This window comes from Aequoribacter fuscus (genome assembly GCF_009910365.1).
Classification (GTDB): domain Bacteria; phylum Pseudomonadota; class Gammaproteobacteria; order Pseudomonadales; family Halieaceae; genus Aequoribacter; species Aequoribacter fuscus.
Genome location: NZ_CP036423.1, coordinates 1,894,411 through 1,910,050, shown reverse-complemented (window position 1 = coordinate 1,910,050; position 15,640 = coordinate 1,894,411). Strand labels below are relative to the sequence as shown.

Genomic DNA, 15,640 nt, shown 5'->3' with positions numbered 1-15,640 from the left:
ATCCTAAATAAGTTCCGATGAAATGGTTTAAGGGCATTAATCAAGAGGCTGATAGCGAACAAGACGATCGTGTTGCGGTCAGTCTTGCGCGTTTGCGAGCCTTAGAATTTACAGCCCGCGGCTTCTCTTTTCTGCCACGCCAGCCGGTGAATAGTATTCTTAGCGGCAGACATGGCTCAAGGCTACGCGGTCGAGGCCTAAATTTTGAGGAGCTGCGTCACTACCGTCCAGGCGATGATATTCGCACCATGGATTGGAAAGTGACCAACCGTACCGGCAAGCCCCATGTGCGTGTTTATACCGAAGAAAAAGAGCGGCAGATTTTTCTCTTTGTGGATCAACGCGTCAGTATGTATTTTGGCTCAGAGCATGCAATGAAATCTGCAGTTGCTGCAGAGATTGCCGCATTGGCTGCATGGCGCGTATTAGGATCGGGTGATCGAGTTGGTGCTTTGATCTTTGATGATCAGAATAGTTACTATTTTAAACCGCAGCGCAGCCGAGAAACGGTATTTAATATTCTTAAGCGTTTAGAAAAGACTAATGCTGCTTTAAGCTCGGGCTGTCAAGCTAATGCCGAACAATTTAACGAAGCATTCGATGTGCTGCTCAGGTATGTCAAACACGATGCTCTAGTTATCTATATTGGTGATGGCTTTGGCTGGAATGAACAAAGCGATGAGAAACTAAAAAGACTCTCAATCAAAAACGATGTGATTGCCATCAAGGTATTTGATCGTGCAGAGCAAGAGCTGCCTAATCTTCAAGAGCTGGTGGTTTCTGATGGCGAAATGCAGATTATCGTCTCGGGCACACATCAACAATTACAAAGTCGTTTCGAAGACAGTTATCTAAATCACGTAAAGCACATGAGTGATGCGCTTGAGCGCTTCGGCTTACCTTTAATTGAAATCAACACCGTAGATGATCCTTTAAGACAGCTGCTGATTGCCTTAGGTTCTAAGATAGGTGCCAAGATATGAATAAAGTGTTTGATTCAACTTGGGGGAATCCGGTACTGCGTTCTTTTATTGAGCCAGAATTTCCTGAGCAGATTTCATTATGGCCTCAAACACCTGGCTGGTGGTTACTTTTAGCACTGATTGTAGTACTTATCATAAGAACGGTTTGGCGGATCAGACAGCGATATTTAGCCAATCGTTACCGCCGAGAAGCTTTGGCTGAGCTTTCTGAGATTAAATTACGATTGAAAGAAAATTCTAAAGAAGCGGTGAGAGATATTGCGCCCTTGCTTAAAGCCACCGCAGTCGCCGCGGCAGGTCGAGAGGCCATGTCTAACCTACAAGGCTTAGCTTATGCTCAGGCTTTGTCTGAGTTGGCACCTGATGAAGAGTGCTTGCCGATAGAACAGCTTGAATATCTTGCCTATGCACCTCTTGTTGAAGAAGAGCTAGAGCTCATAGATCTAGAGGCGGTAATAGCGGATGTTGAACGCTGGATCATACGACATAGGGTTCAGGATAGCCATGCTTGAGTTTAGCGAAGCTTGGGCTTTTGTTTTTCTTCTGGCGCCATTATTGATTCGTTGGTTAGCCCCAGCCCACAGAGAAAGCAGTGATTCGCTGCAAGTGCCATATTTTCAGCGCTTGGTTGATTTAAGCGGTGAAACCCCACGCTCAGGTGCCAGCGTTCGCAGGCGCCTGGTCATTCAGGCCGTAGCGAGTTTGATCGGTTGGTGCCTATTGGTATTGGCTCTAGCTCGCCCTGTTTGGGTTGGTGAGCCGATTAAAATTGAGAAAACCGCACGTGATTTAATGCTGGCTGTGGACATCTCAGGCTCGATGGAAGCTACCGACTTTGTTGATGCAACAGGCAAGCAAACAGATCGTTTAAGTGCAGCAAAACAAGTGCTTAAGCAATTTGTAGCAGGGCGCGAGGGTGATCGACTAGGCTTGATTGTGTTTGGTAGTGCAGCGTACCTGCAAGCTCCGTTTACCGATGATCGAGAGACTTGGCTGGCCTTACTCGATGAGAGCATTGTTAACATGGCAGGACCAAGCACCGCATTAGGTGATGCAATTGGTTTATCGATTGCACATTTTCGTGAGTCTAAAACCAAAAACAGAGTATTGATTGTACTGACTGATGGTAATGATACGGGCAGTAAAGTCCCTCCCTTAGATGCTGCACAAGTGGCTAAGGCAGAAGGTGTAACTATCTATACAGTGGCGGTGGGTGATCCTGAAACAGTTGGTGAAGAAGCCTTAGATTTAGAGGTTTTAGACTCTATCGCACAAACAACCGGTGGCGTTAGTTTTAATGCTGCTGATTTGAAAGCTTTGCAAGAAACTTATCAGCGCATTGATGAATTAGAGCCTGCGAGTTACGACAGCCTTTCTTACCGTCCGCGTACTTCTCTGTTTCATATACCGCTGATGGCGTTTGCCTTGTTGTACGTGATTGCCATGCCGTTGTTTTCACTCTTAGGTCACAGGAAGAGGAGGCTTAGCTAATCGTGCTTGCAAACTTTCACTTTCTAAGACCTGAATGGTTTTTATTATTGATCCCTTTTGCGGCAATCACTTATCTGCAATGGCGTACAGGTGATTATGCTCGTCAATGGCAGGCGGTTATTGCACCGCATCTGCTGCCAAAAATGATCGTGCGCGGTAGTCAGCGCCGCTTGTTCTCTCCTTTGTGGGTTTCGGCCTTGGTGATTCCCCTATTAGTTATCGCTCTGGCAGGCCCGAGTTGGTCACGGGGTGAGTCGCCCTTTGCCGTAGACTCTGCCGCGCTTGTGATTGCGATGGACTTAAGTGACTCCATGAGCAGTGAGGACCTTCAGCCTGATAGAATGCAAAGAGCAAGAAGTAAAGTCTTAGAGTTAGCTAAAGCTAGAGGGGATGCTTATACAGCCTTGCTTGCCTATGCAGGTTCTGGCCATATGGTATTACCGTTATCGGATGATAGAAATCTGCTACTGCATTATTTAGATGCTTTATACGTGGGTATGTTACCTAAAGAGGGCAAGTCACCTGAGTTGAACCTACCTATTGTTCGAAAATTGCTTACAAAAGGAAAAGATCAAAATTCAGCAACATTATTGATCGTTACTGATGGGGCCTCGCAAGCTTCCATCGATGCATTTAAGGAATTGGGTAAAGCATCAGGTATGCAAGTGATTGTTTGGGGTATGGGTAAAACCGTAGATGAAATGAATAAGGATGCGGAACGAGGGCTTGAAAATTCTGCTTTGCCACTTCAAGAAGCAGAATTGAAAAAACTGGCCAGTGCCGCTGCTGGCTCCTACCAGCGAGTAAGCGCTAGCGATGACGATGTTAAACAAATTCTTAGCCGTATTAATCGACATTATGAACTTAGTGAAGACAGTTCAAGACCATGGATAGATTCAGGCTATTACTTTGTTGGACCTATTATGTTGCTGTTCTTATTGTGGTTTAGACAGGGCTGGTCGCTGAAATGGTGAAGCATGCGAAGCGTATAAAAGATGTAAGCAAAAGCAGGCGTATATCGGCCGTGTTTATAGCCTCAGTGTTAGTTTGGGCGTTTACCGACACGCAATCCTTTGTGAATTTATGGCTAACCCCAGATCAACAAGGGCGGCTATGGTTCGAGTTGGGTGATTATCAACGTGCTGCTCGAACTTTTGAAAACCCTAGATGGCAGGGCTTTAGTTTATATGCCGCTGAAGACTTTGACGAAGCAGCTAATTATTTTTCACGCTTTAAAGATGCACAGTCTTTGTTAACTCGAGCCAATGCATTAGCTCATCAGCGCGAATACATACCTGCAAGGCGTGCTTACCAAGAATTGGCGAAACACTACCCAGACCACCCTGCGCTGAAAGTTAATCTGCCAATTATTGAGCAGCTGATTAAAGATAATCAGCGCTTGTCGGAAAGCCAAGCTAGTGAAAGAGGTGAGCTTAATCCAAAAACCGATGAGGGACCAAAATCTTCTGAAGGTAGTGAACGTCAAAGCATGGAGGTAGAGCAACTCAGTGCCGATGAGTTATTGCAAGACCCCAATCTAACCGATATGTGGCTTAGACAAATACAACGTGATCCTTCTGAATTTCTAAGTACTAAATTTTATCTTCAGCTTGAGCAAGACGAAAAAGAAGGAAAGGAAGCAAAAGAAGAGGGCTCGCAATGAATAAATCCATTCGTTTGTTATGGCTCATGCTGCTTTCACTAAGTGTTCAATTTGCGCAGGCAACAGAATCAATAGAAATCAAAACCATTGAAGATCTTATCTCAGCAGGTGAGTTAGAGGCGCAGCTTGTTATTGAAAAAAAACCACCGCTGTATCAGAAAGCACCGATTGAAATCTCGGTCGAAGTCGGTACTGATCGTTGGTTTAAGCGTGGCACTAAGGTACATGATTTCATTGTGGCTGAAACTTTAGTGCGCCCAACCTCAAGTTTTGCTTTTAATGATTCAAGGCGACGAGATGGCGATACCTGGTCGTTTCAAAGTTGGAGTTTTTACCTCTATGCCCAAAAAACAGGCCGTCTGCAGACTCCCCCTCTAACGGTTTTTATTTCTGTCGATACTGAAATGCATGGTGTGATCGAAGGAGAAATTACGCTAGAGGCACCAGAGCTTGAAATACAAGCACCACCAGGATCAGAGGCTTTGGATTATTGGGTCGCATCGACGGATTTTACGGTGGATGAATCTTGGGAAGGCGAGCTTGAAGAGTATCAGGTCGGTGATGCCGTCACCCGTATTAGGCGCTTCACGATTGATTCAGCCCCAGCTATGTCGATACCAGACTCCCCTGAGATTAAGCTTGACGGGCTTCAGGTATACCAAGCACCGGCAAAGGTGAACGACAAAACGGTTAGAGGATCAATACAGGGTATTCGAGAAGAAAAGACAGTCATTACTTTTAACACCGCAGGTTCATTCACTATTCCAGATGATCAACTCTTTTGGCTCGATCTAGATACCAACTCAGTTGAAACAATAGAATTGCCGGGGCGTGAATTTGAAGTATCAGGTTTGAGTTTAGGTAGCCAAATTTCATTAAAGCCTTCGTTTAAAGAGAATAAATGGCTTTTTCTATACACAGGCATTGGGATACTTGCATTGGCCTTGAGCTTCTTTGTGATTCGAAAGCTAATTCAATTACCTAGTTTTATATCAATTAGAAACAGACTAGATCTAGCAAAGCAAAAGCGTCAGCTAAAAGCAGGCTATATGCGTGCCGCCTCTGAACAAAATACTCAGCAGTGCTTAAACCTATTATATGAGCGTATGTCTGATTATTCACAATGGCAATTAGAGATGGCCTGCGCGCATGATCAAGAATTGAGTAGGGTTTCAGCTGCTCTTCTAGCGCATGCTTATGGTGTTGGAAAAGCGCCAGAGGTGAATGAGCTTAAGATGCTATGGAAAGTGACTGATGTAACTAAAAATAATATGGATTGTGAGGTGTCACTTCAGTTAAATCCAGAGTCCACTCGAATCCCGTCGGTTAATAACTGAAATGCAAACCATGGCATTGGACTTCCCAGCCCTTGCTAGACACCTAAAAGAGTTAAAATGTAACTCAACCAGAGGTGTTTATGAGCAAAGGCAAACGATATACAGAAGAGTTTAAAAAAGAGGCGGTTAAACAGGTTATTGAGCGCGGCTACAGTGTAGCCGAAGTCGCGGAGCGACTCGGCGTTTGTACAAAGACGCTTTATCAATGGCGTACCGACTTCCACGGCAGCCCAAAAGAAATAAAGTCATCCGACGATCAGGCAGAGATTGCTAGGCTCAAAGCTGAGCTTAATCGAGTCACAGAGGAGCGCGACATTCTAAAAAAGGCCGCAAAGTACTTTGCCAACAACCCCGAGTAAAGTACGCCTTCATTCGTGATCACCGCGATGAGTTTTCTGTGGTGAGTATGTGCCGCGTGTTTAAACTGCATCGCAGTGGTTTTTATGCTTGGCTGCATCAACCGCTTTCTAACAGGGCACTAGAAGGTCAGCGATTGATGAAGCTCATTAAAGAATCTTATATGGCCAGTGGTGGCACCTATGGCAACCCATGGATTCATCGCGACTTACTCGATGCAGGTGAAAAATGTAGCAAGCGGCCAAGACCGGTGCCGTCACCCTGATCCAGCGCTTCGGCAGTGCACTGAACCTCAACATTCACTTTCACATGCTGTTCCTCGATGGCGTGTACGTTGAGCGTCCCAATGGAACAGCCCGGTTCCTCTGGGTCAGGGCGCCGACCAGCGCCGAACTCACCCAACTGGCGCACACCATCGCCCATCGGGTCGGCCGCTATTTGGAGCGGCAAGGCCTACTGGAGCGGGATGCTGAAAACAGTTACCTGGCCTTGGATGCGGTGGATGAAGATGCGATGACTCCACTGCTGGGGCATTCCATCACGTATCGCATCGCCGTGGGGCCACAGGCAGGGCGCAAGGTGTTCACCCTGCAGACACTGCCCGCCTGCGACCCGGAAGATCAGTTTGGTGACATGCCCGGTAAGGTTGCCGGTTTCTCGCTACATGCCGGCGTAGCGGCCAAGGCCCATGAGCGCAGCAAACTCGAACGGCTGTGCCACTACATCAGCCGCCCGGCGGTGTCTGAGAAACGGCTGTCGCTCACGAAGAATGGCAACGTGCGCTACCAGCTCAAGACGCCGTACCGGGACGGCACCACGCATGTGATCTTTGAGCCGCTGGACTTCATCGCAAGACTGTCGGCGTTGGTGCCGAAGCCACGTGTGAACCTTACCCGGTTTCATGGGGTGTTTGCGCCCAACAGCAAGCACCGCGCCCTGGTTACACCTGCCATGAGGGGCAAGGGGAGCAAAAAGGTCAAGGTATCGGATGAGCCGCCAACACCCGCTGGGCGGCGAGCGTCGATGAAATGGGCACAGCGGCTCAAGCGTGTATTCCAAATCGACATCGAGACTTGCAGCGAATGCGGCGGTGCCATGAAGGTGATTGCCTGTATTGAAGATCCGGTAGTGATCAAGCAGATCCTCGACCATCTGAAGCAAAAAGCCGAAACCAACGAGTCCAGCCCGTTGCCCGAGAGCCGGGCACCACCGGCTGGCCTGTCGCCGGGTCTGTTTACCTGACCCGTCCCAAACGATTCCGATCACGATGCTGCGGTAATTCAGCCGCGGCAGGGATGCGTTATGCCGGCGGCTTGGGTTGGCCCCGGCTGTCGGGAAAAACGGGTGAATTTTCGGCGGGATCGATGGCTACACGGGCCGGATTCAGAATCACCCACTGGCAAAGCAGGCCGTCATTCGCGGTCTACAGTGGCTGGACTTGGAGAAAAACGGCGTTTATTCTTCCTATACTCACAGCAGTCTCTGAGCCAAGCGGGTTCGAATCTACGCTTGCTCTATACCTCCACAGATGGAATATCGAATGACCGAATTGTTCCTGTGTCTGGTGCTCTATATCTGCCTAAAGGTGAGCCACCAGCCAGTGGGTGGCCTCTACTGGCTTGGACACACGGTACCGTTGGGATTGCCGATTCTTGCGCGCCCTCATGGGATGGGCGACAAGCGCAGGATGAAGCTTACTTGAATCATTTTCTGACACACGGCTTTGCCATCGTGGCATCGGATTACCAGGGGCTTGGGACAGAAGGCACGCACCCTTACCTCGCATCAAGATCGGCGGCATACAGTAACTTGGATATCATCAGAGCCGCTCAGCGGGCACCTTTTTCCGTTTCAAACGACGTGATTCTGATAGGTCAGTCTCAGGGCGCCGGTGCCGCTGTAGCTTCCGCTGGCTATGCCTCGACCTACGCACCGGAGCTCAGCGTCATCGGTGTGGTCGCAACGGGAGTCCCGTTTTTTGTACCTGCTATTTTTGAGGCAATGGAGCGCTTAAGGAATCCCAGCAAGCCGGATCCTCTGCTTGGGTATTCTTTCTTTGCAATGACCCTAACAGAGCAACTTGATGCTGAATTTTCAATGTCAGCGTACGTGTCTGAGAAAGCCATGCCTATCGCCGCGCGGGTCGATGATCTCTGTTACCGAGAAATGAAAGAGCTCGTGACGGAGGCAGCCCTCACTTATTCGGAATCTTTTGATGAGTCGCCGAGGCAAGCTTTATTCAAAAGTTTTGAGGCGATGTCGTATCCCAAGTTTGCTCTCGATGTTCCCATATTTGTAGGAACGGGCGGGCTTGATCGAGATACGCCGCCGAAGATGCAAAGGATGTTGATTAACAAAATGTGCGAGGCAGGAACCGCCGTTGTTTCGAAGTTTTATCCGGATTTAGATCATAGGGGTGTCGTGCCGGGTGCCACCGCAGATGTGCTTAATTTTGTGCAGGATCGTTTTCTCGGAATTGAAATTGAGACGACGTGTGATCAATCTCACTAACTGAGAACTTGTGGTGTTGTGTCGTTCGCAATACGCATTGGTCTAGAGACGAGGGGCTCGGAGTCCACTCCGACCCCGGCGTCACTTTAATCCTACCGCTGGTTCGGGAGTGCGCTCTCACACTCTTGTTTGAGTGCGCTGTCGCTCTTTGACTCACTCCTTTGTACCTTTCCTAGGTTCTTCTCGTTTTCAAGCCAATCCGATGACGTATGGTGATAAACTGAGCCGGAACTACTCATCAACGCAATTAAAAGGCCTTTGCTATGTTTTCAGGGATCGTAATTAATAAAACCGATGAAGGACAAACGGTTGCTGTTCAGCAGATAGAAGACACGCAACTACCCGACGGTGATGTATCAATTGACGTCGAGTACTCCACGATCAACTTTAAAGACGGACTGGCCATTACCGGCGCATCGCCCGTTGTGCGATCTTTCCCCATGGTTCCGGGAATTGATCTTGCGGGGCGTGTGACGGCCAGCGACAGCGCCGATTTTAAAGTGGGCGATCGGGTCGTGTTGAATGGCTGGGGCGTAGGCGAGGGCCATTGGGGTGGCCTTGCACAAAAAGCGCGACTCAACAGCGAATGGTTGATTCCTTTGCCGTCGGCTTTTACGACCAAGCAAGCGATGACTATTGGTACGGGTGGATACACAGCAGCTTTGTGTGTTGATGCGCTGGTCGATTACGGCATAACCCCAGATCAGGGCGAGATCTTAGTCACCGGCGCCACAGGTGGTGTTGGCAGTTTTGCTGTATGTCTGTTAGCCGCTGCGGGTTTTTCGGTGGTCGCTGCGACGGGTAAATTAAGCGAGGAGGCTTACCTGAAATCACTTGGTGCCAGCGCGGTGATCGACCGTGCAGAGCTTATTGAAAAGGGCCGCCCCTTACAAAAAGAGCGCTGGGCAGGCGTGGTCGACGCGGTTGGTAGTCATACACTTGTTAACGCATTGGCCTCCACTCAATATCGCGGCGCGGTTGCCGCCTGTGGTTTGGCACAGGGCGCCGATCTACCGGCAACGGTCATGCCGTTCATTTTGCGCGGCGTCGCTTTGCTAGGTGTCGATAGTGTGATGGCGCCTAAACCGATTCGCATGAAGGCATGGGAGCGTCTAGCGCGCGATCTCGATGCTACCGTCTTTGATTCCATTGCTACTGAAATCGGTTTAGCCGATGCCGTTAAAGCCGGCGAGGATATCTTGCAAGGCAAGATCAAAGGTCGGGTTGTGGTGGATGTAAATCGGTAGTAGTGGATGTGAATCGCTAGTGGTGGATGTGAATGGTTAGTGGTGTCTTGCCGCTCTTCAGGGCTGCCCGTTTCACACTATAACTGCTTGAAAAAATGAGATCAGAACTAAAGGGTCGCGAACATCGTGGGTGGAGTCTAGTCCGCCCATTTGTTCGACGCCTGCTCATTGTTTAAAGCTCGATCGGATCGATGGGGTCGGAGTGCACTCCGACCCCTGTGTTCAAAGTCGAGCTCCATCGGTCGAAAAGCGGTGTTGTTCAGCCCGATATTCTAATTAGCCTTTCCTGGGCTCGTATATTCTCTGGAGTGAGTTGCAGGTGTAACTCGCGCTAGCACAACGATGGAGACGGAGTGCACTCCGACTCCTGTGTCGTACTTCGCCCCATTTGTTTATTCATCAAAACTCGTTCGGGATTCCAAAGTAGGATTGGTAGCGCTGATAAAGGCCGCGCTTTCGCTCGATCTCTTGCTGCTCCCCAATCGAGTAGTTGTGCTTACCGAACTTACCCTGGGGCTTGTGTTCCAAGTAGCTCTGCATCGCCGTCAGCGCATCCGCGGTAATGGGCTCACCGAATTCTTGATACAAACGCGTCAACGCCTCGGCGGGGGTGCTGACCAAATCGGCGTATAAAAAGTGGTGAATCTGAGGGGTAGGTACGGTGCCGCCTTCAAGTAAATCGACCACACCGTTAAGTCTCGCAGCGCCCGCCTCTGGTGTCATCAGGTTCTCGAAGGCGCCCGCATCAAACGCTTGGCTACTGCGCATCCAGTAGAGCGTTCCCAGCAAATTTGTGACCGACGCCTGTGCGACAATGGGGTCTCGGTGAGTGATAACGACCCGGGCATCGGGGAAGGTATCAAACACGACAGGCAGGTTGCCCAAGTGCGATGGTGCTTTCAAGAGCCAGTGTTTGCGCGGGTTTTTCCACTGTAAAAGCTTAAGCATACGCTTGTAATCGGCATAAGCTGGGCGTAAATCCTGCTGGTAGTACCAGGCGTTGTAGCTTGGTATTTGGTACTGCCCCGGCAAATTCTCGGTTAAGAAAGTGTAGCTCATGGCTACGATACATTCGTTTGGAATCTCTGCTCCTAGTTCGTGCATCGCCGCGAATGTAGGCGTCACCCGATTCCACTGGGTGACCAGTTGTTCACACTGCTCGATTCTGGGATCCGTATGGTAGGTCGCTGTTTCAGGAGGGGGGTAGGGAAACACGATCTCCCAGTTGCGCGGCGAACCGAACTGGGTATCCTGCGCCAGTAGTTCGAACAGGATGGAGGTGCCGGCACGAGGTAGGCCGGTTACCACGACGGGGCTATCGATCACTTCATCTTCGATTTCCGGGTGCTGAGCGTAAGCTGCTTCTATCCCCAATCTTGCTTGCAGCCAATTCAGTATGTCCGAACGCGCCATAAGGCGCCCAAGCAAGTGCAGTTCAGCCTCATTCTCGAGGGCGTCGATAAAGACATGAAATCCCTCGAGCCAATAATCGGCACCAAAGTCGCTAAAGCCGGTTGCCTCGATCGCGGTGGCCATGAGTTCGTCTGGATTCAGCGGAACCACCCGCTTAATATCCATGTGCTCGCCTTCTTCAATGACTTTCGCGACCCACTCGGGGCGCTCTGGTGGCGTCCAGTTACTCATTTTGTGTCTCCTTGTGGGTCGGTGGTAGTGCAGGTCGATGTTTATCTACCTGCATGCCGGTTGGGTCTATAACATAAGTGGCAAAGATTGCTCACTAGGGCATCCACGCACCGCCGCTCACCGAGATCATCTGGCCGGTAATGTAGCCGGAACGCTCTGACGCAAGGAACAAGGCTAGCCAAGCGATGTCTTCTGGGCGGCCCAGTTTTGGAATAGGTAGGCTGCTCATGTTGTACAGCGTGCCGTCTTGCAATGCTTGGTCCATTTCGTTTGGACGACCCATCATGTCAAAGCCAAAGCGGTTCCAGAAGCTGCCCTCGCCGACTTCTGTCTCGTCGCGCGGTACAATCCAGCCCGGGCAGATGTTGTTGACGCGCACGCCTTTACGCGCCCATTCCCAAGCGAGCCCTTTGCTGAAGCTGTTTACGAACCCTTTAACACCACCGTAGTGCACGATGTTGGCAGCGGCTTCGCCCAAGAGCGATGAATTCGAGGATATGTTGATTACGCTGCCGGTTTGGCGGGACAGCATGTCTTCAGCAACGGCTTGACAACAGTTCACAACGCCGTCGATGTTAAGGGCTTTTTCCCAATCGCGGCTTTCCGCTGTCATGGCTTCAAAATCCGATGGGATAGCGACTCCGCCTGCGTTATTAACAAGCACGTCTACTAAGCCGAAAGCCTCGTGCGTTTTGGCGATCATGGCATCGACACTTTTGCGATCGGTCACGTCGGTCGCAACGGCGAGGATCTTACCCGCGAAACCTTGCTCTTCGGCAATGGCCGCCAGTTTTTCACCGGTCGCCGCATCGCGCGAAGCGCTTACGACATTCAAGCCCTCGCGGGCGAATTCAAGCACTAAGCCTCGGCCTATGCCGCCGCTGCCCCCGGTGATCACTGCGGTTTTGCCTTGTAGTCCTAGATCCATAATTTACTCCTCGTTTTTATACTTACTGTGTTTGTGTGTACTCGTAAATCAAATGCCAAAGCGCTGAACGACACCCCGGCGCCGCGTTGCGATCTGCTCGACTCGCTCTTCCTGTGTCAATTTTTTAGCCTGAGGTAACAGGTTCCCCAGTTCGGTCAGTTTAAGTTGTGTTGCGATGGGCGTCGGGTAGTGATCCGCCTGCATCCAGCGAATGGTGACATAGCCCTCGCTAAATCCCGCGGGATCAAGCCAATTGGCGTGCCCCGTATCTTGGTGAGCCACAACCACAATGAGTTCGCCGTCGTCCTCGAGCAGAGCATAGTGGCAGTTGGTATTGCTCAAAATGCTGCGGTAATCCATGGAGCACCACCAGTAGTTGCCAAACTCCACCGCCCAGTAGACTGCCTCAGGTGGTTTTACGCGAATCACAATGGCCTCATCGGCAGGTAACTGCCAATACATGATCAGGGGCTCGCCGCCCGGCGTCGCGTCGATCTTGTTATCGTCGAGTTGGCGGTAAGACAAAAACCGGTTGGGCTGTGCTTTCCACTTTTCGATCATATCGGCCCAGTAGTTCAGCGAAACACCAACCCAGCGCGACACGGCGTCTAAACCTTTGCTCAGTCGATCGGCATCCATTACGGGTTTGGGCGCAACCATGGGCGAAATACGGTCGATCGCCGCGTGCATGGGGCGCTCGTTTTCCCAATCCGCAAAGAACTGCCGGAAGGTGACCCGAAAGGTATTGGGGGTGGTTTTTAACCAGTTGCCGGGGTGCGGCTCTGGGCTGCAAATGATTTCGAAGTTGCCGTCTTCATCGACCTTCATATCTTGGCCAAACAGCGTACTCGCAACACCGCCGCCCCAGGGTGTATCGCCGGTCTCAACCGCGGTAACCGCGAAGTATTTTGCTGAGCCGCGATTGCCATGGATTCGGTAAGTATCGGTGCCGTTAATGGGCCCACCGACGTATACCGCGTCGGGGTTGTCGCCCCCCTGCTTACGAATGGGGTCGAAGTAATGCAAGAGTTCCGGGTGCAACGGGTCATCGTTCTCTAGGTAGAACTGTACGCCCAAGCCGATATTTTGAACGAGGCAGCGAAAGCCCGCTACGCGGCTCAAGTCACCTGCTGGCACGCCTTCTCGAAAAGGTATCTTGCCGGCCTCTTTGAGCTGATCACAGAACTGATCCCAGGCTCGAGCGAGTTCGGTATCTTGAGACGTAGATGCGCTCATATGGATTCCTTTTTATTGTCTTTCGGTGCTTCGGGTCTCGGTTTAAACGGGTTGTAACCGAGTGCACGTAATCGTGCTTTTGTTTTTGACGATATCAGAATAGCAGTGCCTTTGACGAGATGACTCGTACAAACGCAGGAGTTTTGCAGAAGCGATTTTAGGTAACGTGTAAAGGTAAGTTGATAACGAAGGGGTCGGAGTGCAATCCTATTCCTTTGTAAGAAAACAATAAAAACGCACTCTTCGAACCTATTTAGCTGAGTGCCTAAGGAGAAACAGGTTAATGACTACCCCGAGTATCGTCACGCTCGAACGCTTTCGTGACACCAGCGCCGCTGAACTCGCGGCACGAGCCAAGCAGCTCAGGCTTGAAATACTGGATGTGATCAGCCACGCCCCAATGGGCCACTATTCCAGCAGCTTATCCTGCGCCGAAATCTTAGCAACGCTGTATAAACACGTGCTGCGGTTGCGTGCAGGCGACCCAGCGTGGGCTGATCGTGACCGTTTCTTGCTCGGCAAAGGACACGTGGCTGTAGCCCTGTGGCCACTCTTTGCGGAACTTGGCTTCTTTCCAGCCGATTGGCTGAAAACATTCGGCAGTCTCGACAGTAAATTGACCGATCATCCGGATATGCATCGTGCTCCGGGGGTGGACTTTAGCTCTGGCTCCCTTGGACACAATCTATCGGTCGGTTTGGGGATGGCTCTGGCAGCAAAGCGACGCGGATTTGATCATCGTATGTACGTCTTGCTAGGTGATGGCGAAATCCACGAGGGGCAGGTTTGGGAGGCCGCGATGGCGGCCGGTCACTATAAAGCGGATAACCTTGTGGCTATTGTGGATGCCAACGGATCTTGTGCAGATGGTCCGACCGAGTCGGTTATGAGCATCGAGCCCTTGGTCGATCGTTTCAGCAGTTTTGGCTGGCATTGTGTCGAGGTCGATGGCCATGATACCGCAGCACTCATGCAGGCCTTTAAGCAGGCATCTGAGAGCCCGGGTAAACCTTTCTGTGTGGTAGCGCGCACGCTGAAAGGGAAGGGAATCTCATTTATGGAGGCATCGCCGAGGGAGTGGCATTTAGGTGCATTGATGGGTGAAGACTTGGTTAGAGCCAAGCAAGAAATTGAGGAGGCCGGACAATGAGCGGTATGAGTGATCCTTTTAGCTTTAACGCGGGTGCGGTCGAAAGCAGTTATGTCGGCAACTTAGGCGAAGCCTTTCGTTTTTACGGTGCTCAAGACGAAGATGTTTTGTTGATCTCGCCTGATTTGGGCGGTGGCCCTGTTACCGGTCCATTTATACAAAGTTTTCCCGATCGTTTTATTGACGCCGGTATCGCCGAAGGCAATGCGATGTCGATCGCAGCGGGCATGGCCTGTTACGGGTATAAAGTGTTTGTTCTGCAAATGGGCGCTTTTGGTGCGATCAAATGCGCCGAGCAGATTCGTACCGATATCGCCTTTACTAAGACGCCGGTGCGTATTCTTTCTGCGTGGAGTGGTTTGGCAATGGGCTTTTTTGGCACCTCTCACCACGCGGTAGAGGATATAGCGATAACTCGAGCGATCCCCGGGCTCACGGTTTTCGCGCCGGCGGACGATAACGCGGCAACGGCCATGTTAAAGCTGACTGAGCAGGCCGATGGTCCGGTATTCATTCGACTCACTGATGCGAACATAAATCCTGTTTATGAGGCGCCGCCCAAACTCGAGTTAGGGCGCTTCGGTTTGGTTCGTGAGGGGTGTGACGCCACTATTATTGGTACCGGTTTGGGTGCGCAATTGGCAGTCGGCGCAGCCGACGAGTTGGCTAAAGAGGGTCTCTCGATTCGAGTCCTGGATGCATATAGCCTTAAGCCATTAGATGAAGAAGCCATTCGCGCGGCGGCCGCTGAAACAGGCGCCATCCTCACCGTAGAAGAACATATCGTGAGTGGCGGCTTAGGCACTGCTGTGGGTGAAGTATTGGCGCGTAATCGTTCGGGAATCCCCTTCTCGATTTTGGGTTTGCCGGATGAGACTCTCACGGTCGGTATGCCGGACGAACTCTACGCGCACTATGGCCTGACGGTTGCGAATACGGCGCAACGTATGCGTGAGCTACTGCCTTCTCGATAGGTTTACTCAGGCGCACACCGGCAGGGCTCCTCGCGGATATTGGGGTGTGCGTCTATTTTTTATCCTGTCGCGAAGTTGGTGTGCGTTCAATGGGAGCGCCTAAACCGTTCTAGCCACAA

The 15,640-nt window shown here is 50.8% G+C and carries 13 protein-coding genes and 2 pseudogenes; 12 read left to right on the top strand and 3 right to left on the bottom strand.

Going from position 1 to position 15,640, the window contains the following annotated elements:
• Nucleotides 1-17 precede the first annotated feature (17 nt).
• From EYZ66_RS08555 to acuI, 10 genes and pseudogenes are all read left to right on the top strand, one after another.
• Nucleotides 18-983, top strand: a complete 966-nt coding sequence (locus EYZ66_RS08555; protein WP_009576564.1) for a DUF58 domain-containing protein — start codon at nt 18-20, stop codon at nt 981-983.
• Nucleotides 980-1,495 carry a DUF4381 domain-containing protein gene (locus EYZ66_RS08550; protein WP_009576563.1) on the top strand — a complete coding sequence of 172 codons (516 nt, stop codon included), beginning with the start codon at nt 980-982 and terminating at the stop codon, nt 1,493-1,495. The genes EYZ66_RS08555 and EYZ66_RS08550 overlap by 4 nt, the downstream gene beginning before the upstream one ends.
• On the top strand, nt 1,488-2,474 hold the full coding sequence (locus tag EYZ66_RS08545; RefSeq protein WP_009576561.1) for a vWA domain-containing protein: 987 nt from the start codon (nt 1,488-1,490) through the stop codon (nt 2,472-2,474). The genes EYZ66_RS08550 and EYZ66_RS08545 overlap by 8 nt, the downstream gene beginning before the upstream one ends.
• 2 nt (nt 2,475-2,476) lie before the next feature.
• On the top strand, nt 2,477-3,448 hold the full coding sequence (locus EYZ66_RS08540) for a vWA domain-containing protein (protein WP_009576559.1): 972 nt from the start codon (nt 2,477-2,479) through the stop codon (nt 3,446-3,448).
• A 101-nt stretch (nt 3,449-3,549) separates the two neighbouring features.
• Complete coding sequence (locus tag EYZ66_RS08535; RefSeq protein ID WP_244948412.1) at nt 3,550-4,137, top strand: tetratricopeptide repeat protein; 588 nt, start codon at nt 3,550-3,552, stop codon at nt 4,135-4,137.
• The gene (locus EYZ66_RS08530; RefSeq protein WP_009576556.1) at nt 4,134-5,474 is read left to right on the top strand and encodes a BatD family protein; all 1,341 of its coding nucleotides are present in this window, start codon (nt 4,134-4,136) and stop codon (nt 5,472-5,474) included. The genes EYZ66_RS08535 and EYZ66_RS08530 overlap by 4 nt, the downstream gene beginning before the upstream one ends.
• A gap of 80 nt (nt 5,475-5,554) precedes the next feature.
• A pseudogene (locus tag EYZ66_RS14205) lies at nt 5,555-5,859 on the top strand (transposase); the annotation flags it as partial.
• A 206-nt stretch (nt 5,860-6,065) separates the two neighbouring features.
• Nucleotides 6,066-7,073, top strand: a pseudogene (locus EYZ66_RS08520) (IS91 family transposase); the annotation flags it as partial.
• 315 nt (nt 7,074-7,388) lie between these two features.
• Nucleotides 7,389-8,342 (top strand): alpha/beta fold hydrolase, encoded by a 954-nt coding sequence (locus EYZ66_RS08515; RefSeq protein ID WP_158027023.1) that lies wholly within the window; start codon nt 7,389-7,391, stop codon nt 8,340-8,342.
• 263 nt (nt 8,343-8,605) lie between these two features.
• Nucleotides 8,606-9,589, top strand: a complete 984-nt coding sequence (acuI, locus tag EYZ66_RS08510; protein WP_009577098.1) for an acrylyl-CoA reductase (NADPH) — start codon at nt 8,606-8,608, stop codon at nt 9,587-9,589.
• A gap of 399 nt (nt 9,590-9,988) precedes the next feature.
• Here the strand turns inward: acuI and EYZ66_RS08505 are convergent, their stop codons facing one another.
• The 3 genes from EYZ66_RS08505 to EYZ66_RS08495 form a co-directional block, all read right to left on the bottom strand.
• Nucleotides 9,989-11,233: a sulfotransferase family protein gene (locus EYZ66_RS08505; RefSeq protein ID WP_009577099.1), complete on the bottom strand. Its 1,245-nt coding sequence runs from the start codon at nt 11,231-11,233 to the stop codon at nt 9,989-9,991.
• A 94-nt stretch (nt 11,234-11,327) separates the two neighbouring features.
• Nucleotides 11,328-12,161 (bottom strand): SDR family NAD(P)-dependent oxidoreductase, encoded by an 834-nt coding sequence (locus tag EYZ66_RS08500; protein ID WP_009577100.1) that lies wholly within the window; start codon nt 12,159-12,161, stop codon nt 11,328-11,330.
• A gap of 48 nt (nt 12,162-12,209) precedes the next feature.
• A complete protein-coding gene (locus EYZ66_RS08495; RefSeq protein ID WP_009577101.1) occupies nt 12,210-13,397 on the bottom strand; it encodes a DUF1214 domain-containing protein in 1,188 nt (395 codons plus the stop codon).
• Nucleotides 13,398-13,680: 283 nt separating this feature from the next.
• On the opposite strand from EYZ66_RS08495, the gene EYZ66_RS08490 reads away from it, so the two are divergent.
• A complete protein-coding gene (locus EYZ66_RS08490) occupies nt 13,681-14,547 on the top strand; it encodes a transketolase (protein WP_009577102.1) in 867 nt (288 codons plus the stop codon).
• Nucleotides 14,544-15,521 carry a transketolase family protein gene (locus EYZ66_RS08485; protein WP_009577103.1) on the top strand — a complete coding sequence of 326 codons (978 nt, stop codon included), beginning with the start codon at nt 14,544-14,546 and terminating at the stop codon, nt 15,519-15,521. The genes EYZ66_RS08490 and EYZ66_RS08485 overlap by 4 nt, the downstream gene beginning before the upstream one ends.
• Nucleotides 15,522-15,640: the final 119 nt, after the last annotated feature.

Excerpts from the sequence above, each read along its gene's own strand:
- EYZ66_RS08555 (WP_009576564.1), top strand. The coding sequence starts at position 18 with ATGAAATGGTTTAAGGGCATTAATCAAGAGGCTGATAGCGAACAAGAC.
- EYZ66_RS08495 (WP_009577101.1), bottom strand. The coding sequence starts at position 13,397 with ATGAGCGCATCTACGTCTCAAGATACCGAACTCGCTCGAGCCTGGGAT.
- EYZ66_RS08500 (WP_009577100.1), bottom strand. The coding sequence starts at position 12,161 with ATGGATCTAGGACTACAAGGCAAAACCGCAGTGATCACCGGGGGCAGC.
- EYZ66_RS08530 (WP_009576556.1), top strand. The coding sequence starts at position 4,134 with ATGAATAAATCCATTCGTTTGTTATGGCTCATGCTGCTTTCACTAAGT.
- EYZ66_RS08490 (WP_009577102.1), top strand. The coding sequence starts at position 13,681 with ATGACTACCCCGAGTATCGTCACGCTCGAACGCTTTCGTGACACCAGC.
- EYZ66_RS08485 (WP_009577103.1), top strand. The coding sequence starts at position 14,544 with ATGAGCGGTATGAGTGATCCTTTTAGCTTTAACGCGGGTGCGGTCGAA.
- EYZ66_RS08505 (WP_009577099.1), bottom strand. The coding sequence starts at position 11,233 with ATGAGTAACTGGACGCCACCAGAGCGCCCCGAGTGGGTCGCGAAAGTC.
- acuI (WP_009577098.1), top strand. The coding sequence starts at position 8,606 with ATGTTTTCAGGGATCGTAATTAATAAAACCGATGAAGGACAAACGGTT.
- EYZ66_RS08545 (WP_009576561.1), top strand. The coding sequence starts at position 1,488 with ATGCTTGAGTTTAGCGAAGCTTGGGCTTTTGTTTTTCTTCTGGCGCCA.
- EYZ66_RS08550 (WP_009576563.1), top strand. The coding sequence starts at position 980 with ATGAATAAAGTGTTTGATTCAACTTGGGGGAATCCGGTACTGCGTTCT.